The sequence below is a fragment of the Methanomicrobia archaeon genome, assembly GCA_016930255.1.
In the GTDB taxonomy this organism is placed as follows: domain Archaea; phylum Halobacteriota; class Syntropharchaeia; order Alkanophagales; family Methanospirareceae; genus JACGMN01.
This window is the reverse complement of the sequence record JAFGHB010000037.1, coordinates 1-21,097: the sequence shown is the minus strand read 5'-3', so window position 1 is coordinate 21,097 and position 21,097 is coordinate 1. Positions and strand designations below refer to the sequence as shown.

Here is a 21,097-nt window from a genome sequence, read left to right as displayed (position 1 = left end):
GATCGATGAATAGGGATCTGTTCGGGTTTAGACATGAACTAAGATACGAAAGATAAGTATTAAAAGTTTAGTACCTCACTATAATTGCATTGAACTAACACTAAAGTATGAACATATCCGTAATTTAAAAGATCCTGAGAAGCTAAAGCAAGGCTATTTCACATTTGGCAATATAACAGAAAGAGTGAAATTAGAAAAGATTCACTTAGAGGGATATTATAGTGATTTTGACATTTTAAATAGGGCAAGAGTTGGTTTGATTCATTTTAGTCCAGAAAAGCTAAAGGATGCAACTAAAAAAATTTTAGATGACTCAAATCAATTTTATCACGTGCCGATTAATAATCTTGAAGATTGGAGTAGATTTGCATATTTCTCTTATACTGTTATGTGGCAGATAACGAGCGAATTATATGGAGAATCACAAAGGTTAATTTATTTGAAAGAAGGATTGGAAGATTATAGAAATAAGAAACAACTGAGGGGTGGACGGCATGAAACCTAAGGGGAATCAAAATTTCAAGACGTAAATCCTTCGCAGGCTAAAGAAAATCCTTCGCCGATCCCCCAGCGCGGCAATAACTGGGCATAAAGGGGAAAGTTTATATGTTGTAGGAGAGCTAGTAACATTGAGGGTATGTGCAATATGAGGATAAATGACGTTGCTAATTTGCCGCTTCCAACTGTGAATAAATCGCTTTTTAGAGATATAATCATTGCTCACGAGGACGAAATGATATCATTACTTTATCGTGACAGTGGTATATCGAGCCCCGTAATTGAGTCATGTGAACCCCTAGGGATTACAGATATCTCAGATATTTTATCAGATGCTGCCACAATTGCCACAATTTCACCGCTCTTCATAAATGCGGCTAGGGTTACAGGTAAAATATTAGAATCCCTATTAGAAAAGCTAAAAAAAAGAAACGTTCGTGATGTTTGGCCTAAAACATTAGCTAAGGTTAAAAAGGACAAGGGTTATACTGGCTATCTCTGGCGTGAACCATTGGATCCAAGATCAGCAAAGGGCATCAGGCAATACAATAGGATTATAATTACTCCTCAGGAGGAATTCCATGCTGTCCGTGTCGCATTTACAGAGGATTTAGAGCGAATTCCTAAAATCCTTAGTCCTCTTGGAAATTGCAGTGTAAATTTCTATTTCGCTAATATAAAGATGTTAAAAGAGGTTACTTTAAAGGAACTCCAAGAACTTGAGGAGGAGAAAGAATTATGGAGTTAGTTGGAAAGCCGGTTTGATATACAGTCAATGAGCAAGTATCTTAAGGATCCATTTGCAAATTTTGCAAGGGCAGCCGGTGATAGTCTGTGTGCTATTAGACTGATACAAAACTACCTCTATAGACCTTTAAGTAGTGAAAAAGCAGCGAACGACGCCGATAATTTTCGATTATTTTTCTACAAAAAGCCACCGACCTTTAGAGGCACAATAACTGACAAAGAAATTTCATATGTGCAAACCGGCTCGTGGGAACCCGGTATGACCGGCAGTCTTTATTCTCTCCAAAGAGGAGTGGAAGGGGAGAATGACTTTTGGAAAAAAGCACAAAAAGATTTCAAAAAAGAATTAAAAGAGATGAAACCAATCGAAGTTGATTGTCATATCGCTTTTGAAGAATTAGAATACGCCGCTATCGATGCAATTTATCAAGCTACTCCTCGTGAAACAAAGCGTTCGGAAGTATCCGAGATCGAAAATCTATTTAAAAAAATAAAGCGAATGAATGCAAGAGATGCTCCAAGATCGGATATGTATGAACTTGACGAGATAAAAAAATATCGAAAAAAACTGAGAGAAGAATTCTTTAATTGTTTTGAACGACTAGATAAAAAAAATTCAGGCATGAGAGAGTCAACAACGTAACCCTTGCAGTTAAACTCATTTCCGCAACACCTTACAAAGGCAATAATGAACTATTCGACAGAGTAAAACATTACAGGAGTCTGCAAAGCCCAATATTGCCTTATTCTACTCAGCCGCAGGATGTTTCTTCTCCCTCTTCTCTCTTGCTCTAATTTGACTATTTCACCACCATCACCGTGCCGGACAGGAATCAAGACGTTTTTTGCGAACCGTTATGTTTACTACATGAACCCGGGCGCAGACGAGAACAGCGACCAACGCCGATAGCCCATGCATTTCTTCAGTCGCTGCACGACAATGCCCCTGGCTGCCTCCCGGGGCTGTATCCCCTTTCTCACAGCATCCTCCAGCATCTGCTTTGTATTCCGACGCAGCTTCTCCTCGATAGCATGGAATGCCGCCGTCTGCGACGCACCCTGGTACTCCATGGCCGCGCAGATCACGCCGCCCGCGTTGGCGATGAAATCCGGGAGAACTAGCACACCGTTCTCGTGCAGGTATTGTTCCGCACCGCAGGTGATAGGAATGTTCGCACCCTCAACCACCAGCTTGGTCTTCAATCGGGTTACGTTGCGCTCGTCAATCACGTCAGGTTGCGCTGCCGGGATCCAGATATCGCATTCGAGGTCGACCACTGCGTCCCGATCGAGCTTCGTGCCAGCAGTATAATCGGCCACGCTCTTGCCCGCCTGTTTCAGCTCGATCAAGGCGTTAACATCAAGCCCCTGAGAATTGTAGATCGTCCCCTGGGAATCCGCGGCACCCACCAGCACGGCACCCTTTTCCGTGAGAAATCGTGCAGCGTGTTTGCCCACGGCACCGAAGCCCTGGACGACGACGCGCGCGCTTTCCATATCAAAATCGCAATAATCGAGGGCGACTTCCGTGGCATGCGCGAGGCCCCATGCCGTCGCTCCAACCTCGTCGAGGGGGATCCCACCGAAGTCCTTGGGCAATCCTACCGAACGGCCGATCTCGTCCTTTATCCAGGCCATACACACCTCATCAGTGCCCATGTCTGGGCCGAAAATGTACTCCTGAATCTCTCGCAACGAGCTGGCGAATGCACGAATCAGCCGCTCCTTATCTTTTTTCGGCATCTTCGGATCAGCGTAAATCACCGACTTGCCGCCGCCATGAGGCAAATCAGCAACCGCGTTCTTCAACGTCATCGCACGCGCCAGCCGGAAGCACTCTTCGGTACACACCTCAAGGCCCATCCGCAATCCACCGATTGCCGGGCCTCTCGCGACGTTGTCCACCACCAGGATTCCCTTGAGTCCCACCGAAGGCTCATAAACATGTATGATCTTGGCCGGCCCTAAATCATCCGTAAATCTAAAAACTTCCATCTTCCATTCCCCCGCTTGCATCTATTTCTCTTACGTCCTTATATCTTGATATGCTTTCCGCCGGTTGCATCAGTTAGGTTAATTTTGCACTTTTGGACGGTCACGGTCATTGCAGCACCACTCTCGCATCTACCGCCACCGCACCCACGTCACAGACCAAAAGTGGGTTTATTTCTAGCTCTTTTATCGCTTCGAGTTCCAGTAAGACCTCAGACAGCTTCAGTACGGTGGAAGCCAGTTTCTCCAGGTCGACCGGCTTCGAACCCCGGAATCCGGTCAGGAGCGGGTAGCTCTTTACCTCCTTCATCATAGCAAAAACCTCCGCTCTGCTCAGCGGTGCAAGCCGAAAGCTCACATCCTTCACGAGTTCCACGGCAAAGCCGCCGGTGCCGAACATAACCGCAGGACCAAATTGCGGGTCCCGCACACCGCCGATTATCAGCTCGATCCCCGCCGGGATCATCTCCTCTAAGAGGAATCCCTCTAGCCGTGCCGCGGGGGCTTTTTCCGCAAGCGTCCCCTTCATCTCCCGTAAAGCTTTGCTCAATTCTTCACGATCATCTATACCTGTTATCACGCCACCGACGTCTCTTTTATGAATGATGTCTTGCGAGACCACTTTGAGCACAAGCGGGGGAGTAACTGCCTTTAACGCTTCTGCGACATCATCTACTCCTTTGATACGGACAGATGTGGGCACCTGAATGCCCCATGCCGATACGAGCGCCTTCGCCTCCGGCTCAAGGAGCACGTGCCTTCCCTGGGCCAACGCATTACGTACGAGCTTTTGCGCTTCTTCTTTCTTCATTCTTCCTCGCTAAGCTTACCGCCAATGGCCCGCTAGCTAATACCGCTGCCGCCCTCGCTGCGCTTTCGGGCGTAAAGAATACGGGCATACCATTCTCCTCGAAGCGCTGTGCCATTCTCCGCGTAAACTCGCTGTTGGGGGTACAGATGAGGAGCGGTTTATTATAGCTATCTCTGACCTCCTTGAGCCTATCTGTCAACTCCTCCGTGATTTCAGGCGCCCCCCAGAGTACTGTAATAATAACGATATCAAAATCATCCTGCAAACCCTCCTTAAGGGCGGTGACGTAATCCTCATCGGTAACACTACCCGTCAGGTCGATAGGGTTACCCGTAGCGGAGAACCCGAGAAGTTTCGCACTCAGGCGTTTTCTCGTCTCTTCGCTAAGTTCGCTCACCGTGAGTCCAAAATCTTCACAGGCGTCTGCCATACTCACGCCGACCCCCCCGCCGTCCGTTACAATCAAAACTCTGTTTCCCTCGACCAGGTCATACGTGTTCAGAACCTTACAGGCATCCTTGAGCCCTTCATAGCCATTCACCTCTACGATCCCCGCCTTCTTAAATGCGGCCCGGTAGATCTCATACCTCCCGGATATCGCGCCCGTATGGGATCGTGCAGCATGGATTCCCGCCTCTCGTTTCCCCACCTTCACGGCCACAACCGGTTTTTTCTTGGTACAGCGTGACGCAACCTCGACGAACCGTCGTCCATCGTCTACCGATTCCATGTATATAGCCACAACCTTCGTTGCCGCGTCATCCGTCAAGAAATTCAGACAGTCAGTCTCCCCCACATCCACTCGGTTCCCGTAACTCACAATCCGCGCAACGCCAATACCTTCTGATGCCATCTCATCCATGATCAATTCGGCAAACGACCCGCTCTGCGTGAGTATGGAGAGTACACCTCGCTTCGGTCTCCTCACCCGCCCCTCAGGTGTGAAGAAGGTATCGACCTGGGACACCGTATCGTAAATGCCCATACAGTTTGGACCGATGATCCGTATCCCTTTCCGCTCACCGATCTCTTTCAGCTCCGCCTCCAGCTTCGTCCCTGCAGCTCCCGTCTCCTTGAAACCCGCACTGACAATGATGGCACCCTTGACATTATCGGTACGCTCCATTATCACTATGACCGTGGGAGCAGGAAGTGCAAATATGGCCACGTCAATATCACGGTTTATCTCCGTTAGTGAGCTATAGCACTTCAGACCATCGATAGCTGAATATTTCGGATTCACCGGATAGAGCGCGCCCGGGTAGCCGATTCGCTTCAGGCTTTCCAGTATTACATGAGACGGTTTTCCGGGTGTCGGCGATGCCCCAACCAAGGCGATGGTTGCGGGGCTAAAGAAGAAGCTGATGTCTCTTCCAGTAGTCATCTACCATCTCCTGCATCTTCTTCAGCGTCTCTTCCTGTCTTACCGGCTTGAAGAGATGCGCGAAACGTCCCTGTTCTTTCAGGTACTCCTCCACCGGCTTGAATTTTTTTGGAACGATTGTATGGCTCACCTCGCCATAAACCGCCTCTTTCAATGCCCATACTCCCGTACCAACCGCCAATTTCGCCAGTTTTACCGTGTACGAGGGGTCGGTTGCCCAGCCAGGAGGACAGGGGGAAAGGGCTATAAAGAGTTTTGGTCCTTTGTACTGCTCTGCCTTCTTAAATTTGTTGATCAAATCAACAGGGTAGGCTGGCGAGATGGTGGCGAGATAGGGTGGCTTGTGGCTCCGCCAGATCTCAAAGAGATCTTTCTTTGGCAGCTCCGTCCCTGTTGGCCTTACACTTCCTGGCGGGGTTGTTCCCGTCCCTGATCCGAAGGGTGTTGCACCAGACCGCTGGAAGCCGGTATTGCCGTAGGCCTCGTTATCGTAACAGAGATAATAGAAGTCGAGGTTGCGGTAGATAGCACCGGATGTGGATGCGAGACCGATATCGTACGCAGCCCCATCGCCCGTCAGCACAACCACCTTCAAATCCTCTTCTGGGTCGAGCCGTCCTTTTTCTAGCAAGATGTCCAAAGCATCCCGTACCCCTTGCGCACCCGCAGGAGCAGAGGCCATAGCGGTATAAAGCCAGGAATTCGCGAACGGGGTATAGGGGTAGATGGTAAGGAGGGTAAAGCATCCTGCGGCATTGACGATAACGATTTTCCTACCGAGCGCCTTCAGAGTCAGTCTCAAGCTCAAAAGCGCCCCGCAACCCGCACACGCTGGCGTGCCCGAAAATACGTTCTCTTCCGGCGGAAGGTCTTTGATGGATTTGATTCGCTCTATTCCCATATTTTTCACTCCTTTCCGGCTATGCGTTTCAATCTCACCATTTCCTGCCATTCCTCCTCTGTATAGAGCAGTTGTGATGGTTCCACCGCTTCTCCCGCGACTGCCTTAATCAGTTCAGTAAAGATGAACTCGAACTCTCCTGGGCTTATGTTCTTACCGCCAAGTCCGCCAATGAACGAGAACAAAAGAGGTCGCTGCTTCTCATTACACAGGCAGCTGGCAACATCCGAATGCAGAATGCCGCCCTTGCCTACGCTGATATTCTGGTCTATAACCGCTACAGCACGCTTCCCTGTAAGTGCTCTTTGTATATTCTCCGCCGGAAATGGCCGCAAGAGCCGCAACCTCAAAAGTCCGGCCTTTATCCCTCTTGCTCGGGCTCGCTTCACCGCAGCCTTTCCGAGAGTGGAAAATGAGTTGGTCATAACGAGCACATAGTCGGCATCGTCCAGCATATAGCCTTCGATGGTGTCATAGTGCCGACCGAACTCCTTTTCAAATTCCACACAGACCTCCTTGTAGACCTCCAGCGCCTTTTGACTTCCCAGATGCATCTGGTATTTGAAATAAGAATACAGTGATCCACCGAGGGCTGTCACGCTTTGGGCCATTGGTTGACTTGCCTTGAAGAACGCATGTTTTGGCTGGTAAGGCGGCAGAAAGTTCCTGACCCTCTCCAGGTTCGGCACCTCTACGGGTTCTCGGGTAAACGAAAGATAAAACCCATCCATATTCACAATAATCGGAAGAAGCACCCGCTCGTCCTCTACCAATCGGTACGCCATCAGGATCGAATCGAGAACCTCCTGGCAGGTCTCACAGTGGATCTGCAAAAATCCTGAATCTCTCGCTGCGAGTACATCGTTATGATCAGTTTCAAGCGTAATCGGCGCGGACAATCCTCTCGATACATTGACCATCACGAGAGGGACGCGCCAACCAGCCACCGCATAGAGCATTTCAAACCCGTACAGAAGCCCTTGACTCGATGTAGCGGTAAACGCCCTCACCCCGGTCGCAGAAGCAGCTCCCGCCGCTGTAATCATGGAATGCTCTGAGTCCATGGTAACGAACCTGCTGGCCATATCCCCATCAGCTATCCAGCGTGCCAGTGTCTCGATTATCTCTGTCTGCGGTGTTACCGGAAAGGCCGGAATGTAATCCACTTCGGCTAATCTCACGCCCCATGCAGCCGCAGCATTCCCCGTGAGCATCTCTTTCTTCATTAGCTTATCCAATCACCTCCTCGGAATCAGCCTTTGCGTGAACCTCCCGTTCCTTCCCTAAGGTCTTTGCGGGACATTCCTCAACACAGATCAAACAGCCCTTACAGTTCTCGTAGTCAACATAGGGAAAGCCCTCTTCATTTACCAAAATGCACCCTTCCGGACAACGGGCGACGCAGATCTGACACTTGTTACAGGCATCATAATCCCAGACTGGTCTAAATACTCGCCAGTTGCCAGTCTTTCGCAAAACAGTCGTGCCCGTAGTGTTGAGGGCAGGACTGGAGATCGCAGCAGGTTCGAACGGCATAGTAAAAACACGGCTCTCCATTTGAACGGCCTCCGTAGTTTTTAGCTCTACTGCTGGGATCGCATGAAAGCAGTACAGAGCTGCTTCTATGTTCTTCTCTAAAATAACGCTGTCTGTCACGATCTCCGAGATCACCTTCTCCACCGCGGCCTTCAAAGAAGCCTCACTGAGACCAACGATCTTGGCGGCAACAGCACCTGCGAGCGAGCTTATGACGGTCCTTTGTAGTATATCGAGGCAAATTTTGGTAAGATCCAGGGTAATAATCTGTCCGGCAATCGTATACTCAGCCCTCGCTTCCTCCGGACTTTGCGGAGTGTTTATGAAAATGACGCCGCCCTTTTTCAATCCCGATAGGGGTTTTGCCTGATGATCGCGCAAGAGGGTTTTGTCCATCACTATCACGACATCAGGCTCTGATATCACACCGCGCTCCATGATGGGCTCGTCAGCTATGCGGGTGAATGCGGCAATCGGCGCACCTCTCCGTTCGGCACCATACAAAGGAAAGTCCTGGGCATAATAGCCTTCCAGAAATGCCGCAGTCCCCAGTACCCTGCTGGCAACTTTCGCACCCTGACCACCCCTGCCGTGGAATCGCACCCTGAGCATGAGCATTGTAATCTCTATCTTTTCTTAAGGCGAATATGGTTAAAAACTCTTCTGCGTACCGTGCGTGATTATTGCTTAATAACATCCTTACTACACGAGCACCACTAAAACAAACGATCACGAATACCGTTCATGGAGGTCAACGGGGAGAATTATTCCGGTTGGATACCAGCGATCTGGCTGTACTGAGGCGGATTGTGTAAGTGGGACTTTAGTGGGAATTTACCAGTAGATAAAGGCCTCTTATTAATTAAATTTTTGTAAAAAACTCTATAAATAGTTAAAATGAGAAAAAATGATGCTCCGGTCGGGATTTGAACCCGAGTCCTTGGCTCGAAAGGCCGAGATGATTGGCCGAGCTACACTACCGGAGCATAAGTTCCTTCCTAAAGAAAGCGAGTTTTAGGAACTTAAAAATTGTTCCCGCGTTTCGTTTTGGTAAAGTCTTCTTTAAAAAGAAAGATTGAGGAAAGGCTTTTTAGCCGAATAGTGCTGATAGCCCTTCCATACCCTTTTCTTCTGCTTCCTCTTTTTCTTCCTCGGTCGTCTCTTCCTTCCCCGCCTCTGCTGCTTCAGGAGCTGGAGCCGCTGCCTGTGCCGCTGGAGCCGCTGCTGGTGCCGCCACTGCGACAGGAGCATAAGCTGGCTGTGCCTGCGCCATTGCTTCCTCTATGTCCACGCCACTCAGCGCGGATATCAGTGCTTTCACTCTCCCCTTATCTGCCTTTACACCTGCAGCCTCCAGTATCGCGGTTATTCCGTCCTCTGTGATCTCCTTATCGGAGTTATGCAAGAGCAATGCAGCGTATATATATTCCATCTCTACGGTTACCTCCTTGTCTTATCTTTATCTACCCTCTCTCTTTATGAGTGATATTCTAATAAATTACTTGTAGTAAATAAAAAGGAATGCGGGGTGGGCGGTTCGTGAACGATCCCTCTTTTTAAAAGACCTTCCCTCCTGTGTTGGCTTCCCTGAACCTGAAACCCGATCGCAAGTGCCATGCTTACTTAAAGTCTCTTCGAGCTACTAGGTTCTTTAAGAGGGGGGGTTTTACGGAGCCGCTGGGATTTGAACCCAGGTCAGCGGGTCCGAAGCCCACTGGGATAGTCCGCTACCACACGGCCCCTTCGTTTATGCTCTCTGCACCTTGGTACTATCGACTAGCCGGTCGCCTTAAATTATAAGGATATCGGTAAAATAAAAAAGACGGCAGGGATAACATGAAGCTTCTTTCTATCTTCGAGCTTTTCTTAAAACGAGCAGAGCAGTAGAGAGAGAAATCTTCATCCGATTCTGTATTCTGTATGACCCATCCGAAGGCGACAGGGATTTGTATCGCTCCCTATTACATTTACCCTTAGTAGCCCCGTGCTCCAATCGTATCCATTTTATTTATTGCCGCTTCACAGGGATTATCACTTTGTAAAAACCGCAGATATTCAAACGCTTCCTCTAACCGCTCATTAGGTATGAAACCCGTTTCATTACGCGTTAAATTCGCTTCCGTCTCGTTTTCTGTATCTGTCTCGGTATCCGTCGCCGTAGCTGTTCCCGTTTCCGTTACCGTCTCGTTATCGTGGATTATTCCTAGTACTTCCGAAGTAAACCCTAGTGTTACTTGCATCAACATGATTAAATCATCAATCGCTTTTTCCCCTCCAAATCCCTCCTCTGAGATATTTATCCTTTGAGCTACGTCTTCGGCAAAATCCAGACTTGCACTCCACACATCTGTGACTAAATCAGGATCTACACCGTCCAGTTCAATATCCGCAGGGGTGTCCGTATCTCCTCCGAGTGCTAGTGAGGTGAAACCTGCGGATGCTAAAACAATCGTTAGCGCTGAGAGTACGGCCACTCTTTTTGCCACCTCGTTCCTATCCCAATTCCTTCTTAATCCCCCGTTCTGCATTGTAATTTTTACGTTTTATCCTCTAATACCGCTTTAAAATGGAAATATATAAATCTGGCGGTCTTTTAAAGAAAAATAACCGATATAAATATTCTATTGCTCCATAAAGCTGCTATAAATGGTTATTCAGAGTAATAAAAAACTATACTATAAATTTTTATCAATAGTCGTAAAAAATATTGCGACTTTCAATAGGTTTTTATACCAATTTCAACTTCTTATCCTCTATAGCAGGTTTTGTACTCTGTACAGGGTGGAGACTATGGTAGTGAACAACGAACTAGCTTTTAATACGCTAAAGAAGAAGATATGGGATAGAACGGGTGTGGATTGCAGTAGTTACAAGGATAACTACTTAAAAAGAAGAATAGATGTGAGGATGAAATCAAAAGGCTTTGGAACTTCTTATGATGACTACACCAAGTTTTTAGAAAAAAACCCTGATGAATACAAAGCCCTTCTTAATGACATAACCATAAACGTCACCGAATTTTTCAGGGATTCTGAGACCTTTAATGCCTTCAGGAACGAAGTTTTACCTCAAGTGCTCTCCGATAAGAGGAATCGTAAAAGTAAGATATTACGGATCTGGAGTGCCGGGTGTTCCATCGGTGAAGAACCGTATACGATAGGCATCATCTTACACGAAAAGCTCGGTTTAGAGCTGAATGACTATCTTGTTTCGATACATGCTACGGACATTGACGAGAACGCACTAAAAGCTGCCAGGGCCGGAGTTTACGATGCTCAGGCACTGAAGAATATAAATAAGTACCAGATACCAAAATACTTTGATTCTGACGGGAATGGCAAATATCACATAAAAGACAAAGTAAAGCATCTCGTGCGGTTCAATCAACATGACCTTATTTCAGGCAAGAAGTTCTCGCACTTCGATATTATCTTCTGCAGAAATGTCATGATCTACTTTGAGAAGGATTTCCAAAGCAGATTACTCCTCACCTTTTACAACGCTTTAAACGTGGGCGGTTACTTGATCCTGGGCAGAACCGAAACAATGCCCGGAGCTGTGAGAGATCAATTTCTGTGCGTAAATACACGAGAGCGGATCTATAAGAAACAGATGATGTGAATTAGACTAGACGTCGGAAATCAGAGAATTGACCAATTGTTCTGTAACTCAAGTAATCAAGACATATTTGAGTGTGAAGACGTCAGATTTTTTTTATTGTATCCTTTGTCTTCACACTCAAATCGCCCGTATGTGTATCCAGTGTAATGGTTCTCCCACAGGTCCCACCAGTATCTTCAGCAACAAGCCGTATCCCTTCGTCTTTGAGCGCTTTTTTAACTATTTCTGTGTTCTTTTTCCCTATTTGCAACGTATCCATTGCTGCAAACATGGATGCACCACCGGCGATCTTCGCTACTATCCTCCCTTTCCTCGCATCATGCTTTAACATCTCATTCAGCAGTAACGGAATAGCCAGGTCTGCATACTTGCAGCTCTTTACCGTAGAGCCCTTACTATCAGGAAGCATTATATGTGCTATTCCTCCAACTCTCGCATATTTATCGTGAAACGTAAGCCCTATGCACGAACCGAGCCCCATTATTATTAGTGCGCTGGGATTATGAGCTACTTTCATTTCTCCTATACCTGCGTAATATCGCTCTCCCTTATCTCCTGATTCGGACTGCGAGCGTTCTATAACCATTTCTATCCCCTGTATGTCACTTTTGCCTCAAGCATAGCGAGTATGTTTTTGAGACTTTCTTTTTGCGGGAAGAGCATGATATATCCTCGGAGTCCGTTCTCGTTTTCATCTTTGAAATCACATTTGAACAAGATGGTACGCTCATCTTTTTGAGATCCCGCTACGACGGCTGCTACTGCGTTCCCCACCACGACATCAATCAGATCAAACGTGAAAGAGGGCGGTGAGGGCAACAGCGAAAACTGAAGAAAGTCCGCTATGGCATCACAGAACGAAGAGGCAAGTATATTACCTATCTCCTTCAACGCCGATTCCTCCATTTCTGAGACTATATTCATCGTTTCTCCAGGCATCCTCCCCATCAGGAGATCAGTAAGTGTCAAGGCACTCTGTTTTGGGAAAAGGATCTGCATATGACCAGAGAAACTGCCCTCAAGCCCGATTAAAATCCCCGCCCCTATCCTCTCGGTTTCTATCTGGTGTTTCATATCCGTTAGGGGCACCACGTCCACACTTGGTACTTCCATATCTATGATCATCCCCGTCATCTCAGCCAGAGAAGTGACAGCATGTGCCGAAGCTATGTTACCAAGCTCACTGAGTGCATCCTTTTGAAAATGATTTAACTCTAACTCTCCAAAATCCCCGTTTTCTTCCATTATTCTTTCTCCTTATTATCTCCTTTGTTCTGTTTATACCGCCGCTACTGTTGCCTCAAGCATAGATAGTATGTTGTTTAGACTCTCCGCATTGGGGAAGAGCAAGATATAGCCATAGAGCCCGTTTTCTTCTTCTTCAAAATCACATTTGAAGAGAACTACATGCTCAGTTTCATGCGCTTGTGCCACTGCTATGATAGCACTTTCTATCATTGCACCCATCATATCAAGAGCAAAGGAGGGTGGTGACGGCAACATAGAGAACTGAAAAAAGTCTGCAATGGCACTGCAAAACGCAGAAGCGAGTATATTACCCGTTTCCATCAACGCCGATTCTTCCATTTCTGTTTCTATACTTTTCGTCTCTCCGGACCCCCTGCACATGAGGACATCCACGAGACGCAACGCGCTTCTCTCCGGGAACAGAACTTGTAAATAGCCGGAGAAGCCACCTTCAAGCCGAATAAAATTCCCCGCTACTATCTTCTCCAGTTCCAATAGTTTCTCTGTATCCGTTATTGAGACTATATCCACACTTGGCACTGCGATATTTATTGTCATTCCGGTCATCTCTGCCAGAGCAGTCACTGCATGACACGAGGCGATGTTACCCAGTTCATTGAGTGCGTCCTTCCTAAACGGATCTAACTCAAGCTCGGAATCCCAAAACTTCTCTTTCCCATCCCTATTCTCGATCATTTCATTTCCCCCTCACGCTATCTCGTCCATTCGGTTTTTCGTCCTCTATCTCAATCAAGCCAACGATAAGGTGGTAATGTCAAGTATCGGGATGACGCTCCCATCGCCCAGAATGGTGAAGCCACCGAGCCCCGTAACACCCTGCATACGTTCATCGGGTGGCTTTACCACTATCTCCTGCTGTTCGAGAGCAGCGTCTACCACTAAGCCTATCCGACCTTCGCTTCGTTCTACCACGACCACAACGAGTTTATCGTTATGATTGCTATTGGTAGCAGTGGCAGCATCGGAGAGCCCAAACAGATAGTGCAGCAGGAGAAGTGGCAGTATGGAACCACGGATTGTGGTTACCCTTGTTCCATGTATCGTTTTTATACTATCCGGTGGCACACTTATGATCTCCCTCACGTTTGATAACGGGATGGCATACGTCTTATTATAGACCTTAACAAGCAGTGCTTGAATGATGGCGGTGGTAAGCGGTAACTTCAACATTATTCTCGTTCCCATATCACTCGTGGATTGAATTTCTACCAGACCACCCAGTTCTTCCACCTTCGTCTTCACCACACCCATGCCCACGCCACGCCCGGAAATCTCCGTCGTCTTCTCCGCCGTGCTGAATCCGGACATAAAAATGAGCTTAAACGCGTCCTCATCTGAAAGTTTAGAAGCTTCTTCAACAGAAATGAGACCTTTTTTAACCGCCTTTTCCCGCAGCGTGTTTGCGTCCATACCCTTTCCGTCGTCTTCCACACTTATCGCTACATGTCCCGTTTCACGCTGAGCAACAAGTCTTATCCTCCCTTTTCTACTTTTACCCAGCCGCTCCCGTTCTTCCGGCAGTCCGATCCCATGATCCACGGCGTTTCTTAAGAGGTGAACTATTGGATCGACGATTTCATCCAAAACGATTCTATCAAGCTCTATCTCCCTTCCTTCAACTATAAATTCAATTTCTTTCCCCTGGGCCCTGTAAAGGTCACGAACAAGCTTAGGAAATCGGTTAAACACGTGCTCCACCGGGATCATTCTCATCTGTGTCACCTCGTATTGCAAGTCACTTATTGTTCGTTCAACGACCGCCATCGTGCTAATCAGTTCTTCTATTTCGTGTTCTCTACCTATCTGGATGAGTCTGCTCTTGTTTATTACAAGCTCACCCACGAGATTAACGACCGTATCCAGCTTCTCAATGCTCATACGAACGCTTTTTGCTGCCTCTTCTTTTTCTTTACCGTTATCTTTGCTCTTTACCTTTTTTGGTCCCGGCTCCGCCTTTTCCGTACACTGTACTCCCGTTTCGGAGTCTCCTTCTTCCTTCTCTTCGCTTATCACTACTTTTTCGACATCTCCAACTGACATGAGAACTTTCTTTACGTCTTCCTTATTTGCCTCCGCTGCAAAAAGAACCGTAAAGTCCGAGTCAAAATTATCGCTTTCTATATCCTCCTGTGATGGAATCGTATTAACAATCTCTCCCAGTGCTGCGAGGTTATTTAACGCTAAGAATCCTCTTGCCCCTTTAAATTCGCAACTCTTGTCCAGCGAAACGGTTATCGTGTATGTTGTTCGGGTACGCTGAGCTGTATCTTCATCGTTATCCGCTTTTTTCTTTTTCCCCTGCCCTTTTTTCGCCTTTCCTTGCTTCTCTTTGATCCTTTTTTCCGTACCTATTTCCTTTTTCTCGAGAAGACTTGTGAGTTCTGTTAGTACTGCAGAGATATCAATGGCATCGTTTCCGTTCTCTTCGATGCTGCTGGTTAATGCCTCTAATTTTGTAGAGCAGTCCAAGAGCACGTCAATTATTTCCGGCGTTACGCTGCGACTGCCACTCCTGAGTTTGTCCATCAAATCCTCTGTCGAGTGGCATAAATGCTCCATGGTCCCGAACCCCATCGAGGCCGACATACCTTTTATCGTGTGCGCAGCACGAAAAGCCTCATTTAGCACTTCGGCAGCACGGTCAGCATCTGCGTCTTCGAGATCTATCATAGCCTGCGTAAACACCTGCAGGTGCTCTTTCGTCTCTTCCAAGAACACGTTCAGGTATTGCGAAAGATCGATATCAGTGTCAGTACTCATCTCACTCACCGTATCCCTCCATTGCAGTAACTCAATTTACCACACACCTCATGATTTCAGCCGCGATTTCCTGCAGCGGCACGATCTTATCCACGCATCCGAGCTTAATCGCCTCTTTTGGCATACCGAAGATTACAGAAGTCTTCTCATCACAGGCTATCGTTTTACCACCTTGCTCTTTGATCGCTTTCATTCCCGCTGCACCGTCATTCCCCATACCGGTGAGGAGGACGCCAATGGTGTTGTAACCGTACGTTTTGGCAATGGACATCATGGTGACATCAACCGAGGGTCTGATGGCGTTCACCGGCGGTTCTTGATTAAGGCGTATCTTCCCCGTATTTATGGTCATATGATGATCCCCCGGAGCAACGAGTGCTGAGCCATTAGTTATCATATCCCCGACTTCGCCCTCCTTTACGTGCACACCAGAGCATTTATCCAGCCGTTCTGCAAGTGATTTGGTGAAATACGGCGGCATGTGTTGAACCACGAGCATGCCGGCTGGGATGCCTTGTGGAAGCGCGGAAAAGATCTCGGCAAGTGCTTTTGGACCCCCGGTAGAAGAGCCGATAACAACTACTTTTTTGCTTATTCTACCCTCGTTTGCGGGCGTATGTGCATGAGCGTAGGTATAATCGGGTGTTTGTGCCATAACGTGACGTCGGTTCATGCCAGTACCTGTTTTTCCGTTGTATGAATACGCAGCTTTTATCTTTGCTATAATTTCATCCTTCACTTTCTCTACGTCCAGAGATAGGGTGCCAGAAGGCTTTGTAACGAAATCGAAAGCGCCTTGAGCCAATGCTTCCAATGTAACGTCTGCATTTTGCTTCGTGATACCGCTCAACATCACGACCGGGGTCGGCTTTTCTTTCATGATGTGTTTTACCGCCTCAATGCCATTCATCTTGGGCATCTCAACGTCCATCGTTACCACGTCCGGAGAAAGCTCTTTTACTCTTCTCACACCTTCTTCACCGTTCCTCGCTACGCTCACCACTTCAATTTCAGGATCCGTGTTGAGCATGTCAGAAACCAAGATGCGCATAAATGCAGAGTCATCCACCACAAGCACCTTTATCGTTCTTTTTCCGTATCCTAGTTCCCTCTCCGCATCTATCATGCTGTGTCTCTTCCGTAAACGCTTCACGTTCTCTAAAGAAGGTTGATCACGCACTCAACACTTTTTTTAATTCCTCCAAGACGTTAGGAGCCTGGAACGGCTTTACTATGTAGCCCTTTGCGCCTGCTTTCATTGCTTCCAGCACCTTCGCCTGTTGTCCCACTGCGGTGCACATTACTACTTTCGCTTCAGGATGATTCCGCATAATCTCCTTTGTCGCTTCGATACCGTCCATTTGCGGCATGACAACGTCCATCGTTATAAGTTCTGGCTTCAGCTGTTCGTATTTCTCCATCGATTGTATTCCATTTTCCGCCTCTCCAATGACTTCGTGTCCGTTCGCACTCAAAATATTCTTTAACATCATCCGCATGAATGCGGCATCGTCAACTACCAATATTTTTGCCATTTCTCTTTCTATCTAACCTCCTATCTCTCTTCGGTCGATCTTGGGTGGGGGATTCATCTTCGTTCACGTATCTACCACTTTATCTAACTAACCCCCGAACGTACCATTTTTCGACAGGTCAATCACGTACTTAATACCCTTTTTACTCAGGGTTTGACTCGTCCGATTAAATATTTTCAGGTCACTCAGGTGTTCCAAATGAGTCGTCAGCGTGTCTTCACTCAACCCAAAGGCTTCAGCCGTGGGTGCGAGTCCCGCAGGGGAAAGGTCTAAAGCACCGGCATACATCATGGACAGCAACTGATTCTCTATCTCTGAAAGTTCTTCATCAACTTTATATGCATCCAGCAGTTCCAAGGCATGCCGTTTTAAGACATCCATAGTGGAGCCTCTGGTAATGACGATAGTGGATATCATCTCGTTGTTTACGCTTTCCTTGTCAAAGTAGTCGATGGATATTGCACCATATTCAACGCCCTTATACCTGCTCCGTTTCTTCTGCTCTACGTTTGCTATATCATCCCATGCTACTCGCTTATGGCTGTCTCGTCCGATTATCCATAACGCTTCGTTGTTGATCTTCAATAGCCCTTTCTCAAGCTCTACGTTCTTTTCCATCGAGAGCACACCGCCTTCGCCTGCATGTGTAAAGTAAACATTGAACTTGTATGCATCCATCCTGAGTATTAACTCTCGCTCCACATCGTTCAGTACTCGCTCATCAGCGGAGAGCTGCGTTGAGAGGAGCAGGTCTGATTGCGATCCCGGTTCTTCTGCGCGTAATTTCGCATTGCCGGTATGTTTTATGGTTAAGATACCGCCCTTATCTCGTATTACGTCTCTTATACTGCGTATAGGAATAGTGAACCCTCCATTCTTGCCTTTTTTCGATAACGGAGAAGGGAGGAGGGATCGTTTTGATTGTTCGTTGCTGCAGAAGCATAAGCTCCCGTTTTCGAGCATCAGCTTTCCTTCACTCCAGGTATCATCACCCGGCAGAGAGAACTGCATTTTCTTTTCATCCTCCTGAATTGTTTTTGAACGAATCAGGATGCACGTTTAACTTGCTACGCAGGTTGCCGTGAGTTCAGTTCCTCCCCGTACAGCACGCGTTTCAGGTCTATCAAGATGAGCAGTCTGTTCGGCAGTTTTCCCACACCTTTGAGATACTCGGTCCTCATATTCTCTTTTACCAATGGAGGCACCTCATCTACGTCGGTTTCTGCGAGATACGTCACCTCTGTTACGGCATCCACAGCCATCCCAACCGTATTTTTACCCAATTCAACCACGATGACTCGTTCTTGCTGCTCATCCACCTGGCCTTCCTTTTCTGGCAATCCTAACCGCTTCCTAAGGTCTATGATCGTCGTTATTTGTCCTCTGAGATTGATCACGCCTTTAACGAATTCAGGAGCGTTTGGAACTACGGTAAGGGCTTCTTTGCGTATTATCTCACGCACTTGCATGATGTCAACGCCGAATTCCTCACCACCTAGCTTGAAGACCACCAACTGTTGCTGATTTGCGCCGCCTCCTTCTACTTTTGCCTTTACTTCATCGTTCTCTTTTCCTATTCCTGTTCCCTCCATCACCATTTTCTCATTCATACCTCCTGCAACTAAGGGAGAAAGAGGTTGGAAACCTCCTTATCTCTCCTTTAGTTTAAACTTTGCAATCATCTGTGTCGCTTGATCTGTGATCTCTGAAAGTTTCTGGATACCGCTGCTGAGCTGTTCTATGGCTGCGGTTTGCTCTTCTACTGCGGATGAACTTTCTTCTGACGACGATGCGCTCTCTTCTGCAGAACTGGCAATCTCGTCCACACCAGTTGACACCTTTACAATGCTTTCTGCTCCTTTTCTTGCACCTTCGCTAATTTCTCCCATCCTGTTCTTGATGTCCTCGATCATGGCTGCGGTTTGCTCTACACTCTCTACCACCTTCTCGAGATCCTTACGACCTATCTCGGCACGCTGTGTGACACTGTCTGTGGCTTTCATGACCTTATCCATTTCTGCATGCAATCCCTTTATCATTGTTTCGATCTCTGCGGTGGACTTTTTCGAGTTTTCCGCAAGTTTTCGCACTTCCTCGGCAACGACCGCAAATCCGCGCCCATGTTCTCCGGCACGCGCAGCTTCTATCGCTGCATTCAAAGCAAGCAGATTCGTCTGGTCTGCAATGCTCTCAATCATATCAGTCGTTTTTCCTATTTGCTCTATTGAACCGCCTAGGTTCGTTACGACATTTACAGTACTAGCGATAGCAGCCTGGATTTCCTGCATTCCTTCCGCTGATTTCTTAGCTGTTGCATTCATCTCTCGTGCGTTTTCTGCACACTCCACGGCAAATTTATTGGATTCGTCTGCATGAGCTTGCATCTGTTCTAACACTGCATTCGTCTCTTTAATCTCCATTGCCGATTCGTTGACAGTGTTCGATGTCTCTTGCGCGCCCCGTGCTATTTGTTGCGCTGCTGACGAGATCTGCTGCATACCTGAATTAACCTGCTCCACGGAGGATGCTGACTCTTTACTTATCGACGTGACGTGCTCTACTGTGTTTTGCAGCTCTACAAGTAAATCTGATAGACTCTCCGTGGCAAGATTGAGATCGTTCTTTAGCGCTTCGAACTCCCCTTTGTAGTCCCCTTCCATCACCACACTGAGGTCACCGCGGGCTATTTGATTCAAGAGTGTCTCTAACTCATTAACGGGGTTGACAACTGCATCCAGCATCTCGTTAATACTTCCGATAACGTCTCTATACGCACCCTTGAAATTACCCGCATCACTACGAATATCTAGCTTTCCTACCATAGCATCACTGCTACGCTGCTGTACTTCGGTCACTAGATTTTTGATGGTTTCCATCATCGTTATGAAAGCCGGAGATAATCTGTCGTTCTCTGATAATTTACCGTATTGCTTAAACATTTCAAGATCCCTTAGATCGCCCTCTGCAAGTTTATTAAACGCGTCTTGGAGATGCACATTTCCAACGAGCGTCTTGTTTACACTTTTCGCCAGTTTCCCGAACTCACCTTTATAATCGCCTTCAACTTTCGTCGTGAAATCATTCACCGCCACACGCTGCATGACTGCTTCTACTTCTTTGATCGGCTCAACAACGACGTCGAGTGTATCATTGATACCCCGGATAATTTCAGCGAAGGCGCCCTTGAACTTCTCTACATCTCCTCTCATATCCAATTGCCCTTCTGCTGCCGCATCTGTAAGCAGTTTTGCCTCTGCTACTAACCCTTTCACCGATTCCGCAACGGCGTGAACGTTGTCAATGATTTCGCCAATTTCGTCGCTCTTCTCCTTCTCCAATGTTATTTCAATGTTGCCGCTCGCGATTTCTGACATGGCCTCGTTGATCTTCACGGTATTCCTCTGTAAGTATTCTTGCTGTTGTCGGATAGCTTCTTCCTTCTCTTTCTGCTCCGTGATCTCAGTAAACGCAGGGACCGCACCGATTATCTCCCCTTTGGCATCGTGAATCGGACGGCAGGATGACAGAATTGGCATCTTTATCTCTTCTCCATCAACTTTCTTCCCTAAGACCATCTCGGCGTGGTCGATTGGGTTACCGGTATCAATAACGGCATTTATCGCTTTCCCACCTCTTCCTGGGAATAGGTCTGTTGTTTTCAGTCCGATGACCTGATCCACACTCTCAAAGCCTCTGTACTTCGCTAGTTCTTCGCTCACATACTGCACTCGATACTCTTTGTCCACGTAGATCAAATGCATGGGAAGCGGGATATTCTTGAATATCTGCGTGAAAACGTTCTCCTTCTCTTTGAGTTCGGTGATTTCGGTAAACGCAGGAACCGCACCGATTATCTCCCCTTTGGCATCGTAAATCGGGCGACAGGACGCCAGAATTGGCATCTCTACCTTCTCGCCATCCACATTCTTCCCTAACTTCATTTCAGCGTGGTCTATGGGCTCACCGGTGTCAATGACTGCATTTATCGCTTCTCCCCCCTTCTTCGGGAATAACTCTGTTGTTTTCAGTCCGATGACCTGATC

General features: G+C 47.3%; 21 protein-coding genes and 2 tRNA genes. 4 read left to right on the top strand and 19 right to left on the bottom strand.

Annotated features, from left to right (window positions below):
* Positions 1 to 184: 184 nt before the first annotated feature.
* The 3 genes from JW878_05805 (at position 185) to JW878_05795 (ending at position 1,888) form a co-directional block, all read left to right on the top strand.
* Positions 185 to 505 (top strand): hypothetical protein, encoded by a 321-nt coding sequence (locus tag JW878_05805; protein ID MBN1762573.1) that lies wholly within the window; start codon positions 185 to 187, stop codon positions 503 to 505.
* Positions 506 to 646: 141 nt separating this feature from the next.
* Positions 647 to 1,246 (top strand): hypothetical protein, encoded by a 600-nt coding sequence (locus JW878_05800; GenBank protein MBN1762572.1) that lies wholly within the window; start codon positions 647 to 649, stop codon positions 1,244 to 1,246.
* Between the two features lie 27 nt (positions 1,247 to 1,273).
* Positions 1,274 to 1,888 (top strand): hypothetical protein, encoded by a 615-nt coding sequence (locus JW878_05795; protein ID MBN1762571.1) that lies wholly within the window; start codon positions 1,274 to 1,276, stop codon positions 1,886 to 1,888.
* 221 nt (positions 1,889 to 2,109) lie between these two features.
* Here the strand turns inward: JW878_05795 and JW878_05790 are convergent, their stop codons facing one another.
* From JW878_05790 to JW878_05745, 10 genes are all read right to left on the bottom strand, one after another.
* Entirely contained in the window at positions 2,110 to 3,240 is a 1,131-nt protein-coding gene (locus JW878_05790; GenBank protein MBN1762570.1) for a Glu/Leu/Phe/Val dehydrogenase, read from the bottom strand.
* Between the two features lie 106 nt (positions 3,241 to 3,346).
* Complete coding sequence (locus JW878_05785) at positions 3,347 to 4,048, bottom strand: acetate--CoA ligase family protein (protein ID MBN1762569.1); 702 nt, start codon at positions 4,046 to 4,048, stop codon at positions 3,347 to 3,349.
* Positions 4,014 to 5,432 (bottom strand): CoA-binding protein, encoded by a 1,419-nt coding sequence (locus JW878_05780; GenBank protein MBN1762568.1) that lies wholly within the window; start codon positions 5,430 to 5,432, stop codon positions 4,014 to 4,016. The genes JW878_05785 and JW878_05780 overlap by 35 nt, the downstream gene beginning before the upstream one ends.
* Positions 5,398 to 6,333, bottom strand: coding sequence for a pyruvate synthase (locus tag JW878_05775; GenBank protein MBN1762567.1), 936 nt, complete (start codon positions 6,331 to 6,333; stop codon positions 5,398 to 5,400). Before JW878_05775 ends, JW878_05780 begins: the two co-directional genes overlap by 35 nt.
* Positions 6,334 to 6,338: 5 nt before the next feature.
* Positions 6,339 to 7,559 (bottom strand): pyruvate synthase, encoded by a 1,221-nt coding sequence (locus JW878_05770; GenBank protein MBN1762566.1) that lies wholly within the window; start codon positions 7,557 to 7,559, stop codon positions 6,339 to 6,341.
* 4 nt (positions 7,560 to 7,563) lie between these two features.
* The gene (locus JW878_05765; protein MBN1762565.1) at positions 7,564 to 8,487 is read right to left on the bottom strand and encodes a 2-oxoacid:acceptor oxidoreductase family protein; all 924 of its coding nucleotides are present in this window, start codon (positions 8,485 to 8,487) and stop codon (positions 7,564 to 7,566) included.
* A gap of 293 nt (positions 8,488 to 8,780) precedes the next feature.
* Positions 8,781 to 8,855: transfer RNA gene (locus JW878_05760), tRNA-Glu, on the bottom strand.
* A gap of 104 nt (positions 8,856 to 8,959) precedes the next feature.
* Positions 8,960 to 9,301, bottom strand: a complete 342-nt coding sequence (locus JW878_05755; protein ID MBN1762564.1) for a 50S ribosomal protein P1 — start codon at positions 9,299 to 9,301, stop codon at positions 8,960 to 8,962.
* Positions 9,302 to 9,538: 237 nt separating this feature from the next.
* A tRNA-Arg gene (locus JW878_05750) sits at positions 9,539 to 9,611 on the bottom strand.
* Between the two features lie 231 nt (positions 9,612 to 9,842).
* Positions 9,843 to 10,343, bottom strand: a complete 501-nt coding sequence (locus JW878_05745) for a hypothetical protein (GenBank protein MBN1762563.1) — start codon at positions 10,341 to 10,343, stop codon at positions 9,843 to 9,845.
* Between the two features lie 172 nt (positions 10,344 to 10,515).
* Here JW878_05745 and JW878_05740 point away from each other — a divergent pair, with 172 nt between their 5' ends.
* Positions 10,516 to 11,490, top strand: a complete 975-nt coding sequence (locus JW878_05740) for a protein-glutamate O-methyltransferase CheR (protein ID MBN1762562.1) — start codon at positions 10,516 to 10,518, stop codon at positions 11,488 to 11,490.
* Positions 11,491 to 11,572: 82 nt separating this feature from the next.
* Here the strand turns inward: JW878_05740 and JW878_05735 are convergent, their stop codons facing one another.
* The 9 genes from JW878_05735 to JW878_05695 all read right to left on the bottom strand — a co-directional run.
* The gene (locus JW878_05735) at positions 11,573 to 12,076 is read right to left on the bottom strand and encodes a chemotaxis protein CheD (protein ID MBN1762561.1); all 504 of its coding nucleotides are present in this window, start codon (positions 12,074 to 12,076) and stop codon (positions 11,573 to 11,575) included.
* Between the two features lie 2 nt (positions 12,077 to 12,078).
* On the bottom strand, positions 12,079 to 12,735 hold the full coding sequence (locus JW878_05730) for a chemotaxis protein CheC (protein MBN1762560.1): 657 nt from the start codon (positions 12,733 to 12,735) through the stop codon (positions 12,079 to 12,081).
* A gap of 33 nt (positions 12,736 to 12,768) precedes the next feature.
* Positions 12,769 to 13,434 carry a chemotaxis protein CheC gene (locus JW878_05725; protein ID MBN1762559.1) on the bottom strand — a complete coding sequence of 222 codons (666 nt, stop codon included), beginning with the start codon at positions 13,432 to 13,434 and terminating at the stop codon, positions 12,769 to 12,771.
* 54 nt (positions 13,435 to 13,488) lie between these two features.
* Positions 13,489 to 15,519: a chemotaxis protein CheA gene (locus JW878_05720; protein MBN1762558.1), complete on the bottom strand. Its 2,031-nt coding sequence runs from the start codon at positions 15,517 to 15,519 to the stop codon at positions 13,489 to 13,491.
* 31 nt (positions 15,520 to 15,550) lie between these two features.
* Positions 15,551 to 16,645, bottom strand: coding sequence for a chemotaxis response regulator protein-glutamate methylesterase (locus JW878_05715; GenBank protein MBN1762557.1), 1,095 nt, complete (start codon positions 16,643 to 16,645; stop codon positions 15,551 to 15,553).
* A gap of 46 nt (positions 16,646 to 16,691) precedes the next feature.
* Positions 16,692 to 17,054: a response regulator gene (locus JW878_05710; protein MBN1762556.1), complete on the bottom strand. Its 363-nt coding sequence runs from the start codon at positions 17,052 to 17,054 to the stop codon at positions 16,692 to 16,694.
* A gap of 87 nt (positions 17,055 to 17,141) precedes the next feature.
* Positions 17,142 to 18,065, bottom strand: coding sequence for a hypothetical protein (locus tag JW878_05705; GenBank protein MBN1762555.1), 924 nt, complete (start codon positions 18,063 to 18,065; stop codon positions 17,142 to 17,144).
* A 56-nt stretch (positions 18,066 to 18,121) separates the two neighbouring features.
* A complete protein-coding gene (locus tag JW878_05700) occupies positions 18,122 to 18,646 on the bottom strand; it encodes a chemotaxis protein CheW (GenBank protein ID MBN1762554.1) in 525 nt (174 codons plus the stop codon).
* Positions 18,647 to 18,703: 57 nt separating this feature from the next.
* The coding region (locus tag JW878_05695; GenBank protein ID MBN1762553.1) for a HAMP domain-containing protein at positions 18,704 to 21,097 on the bottom strand (2,394 nt) is incomplete at its 5' end.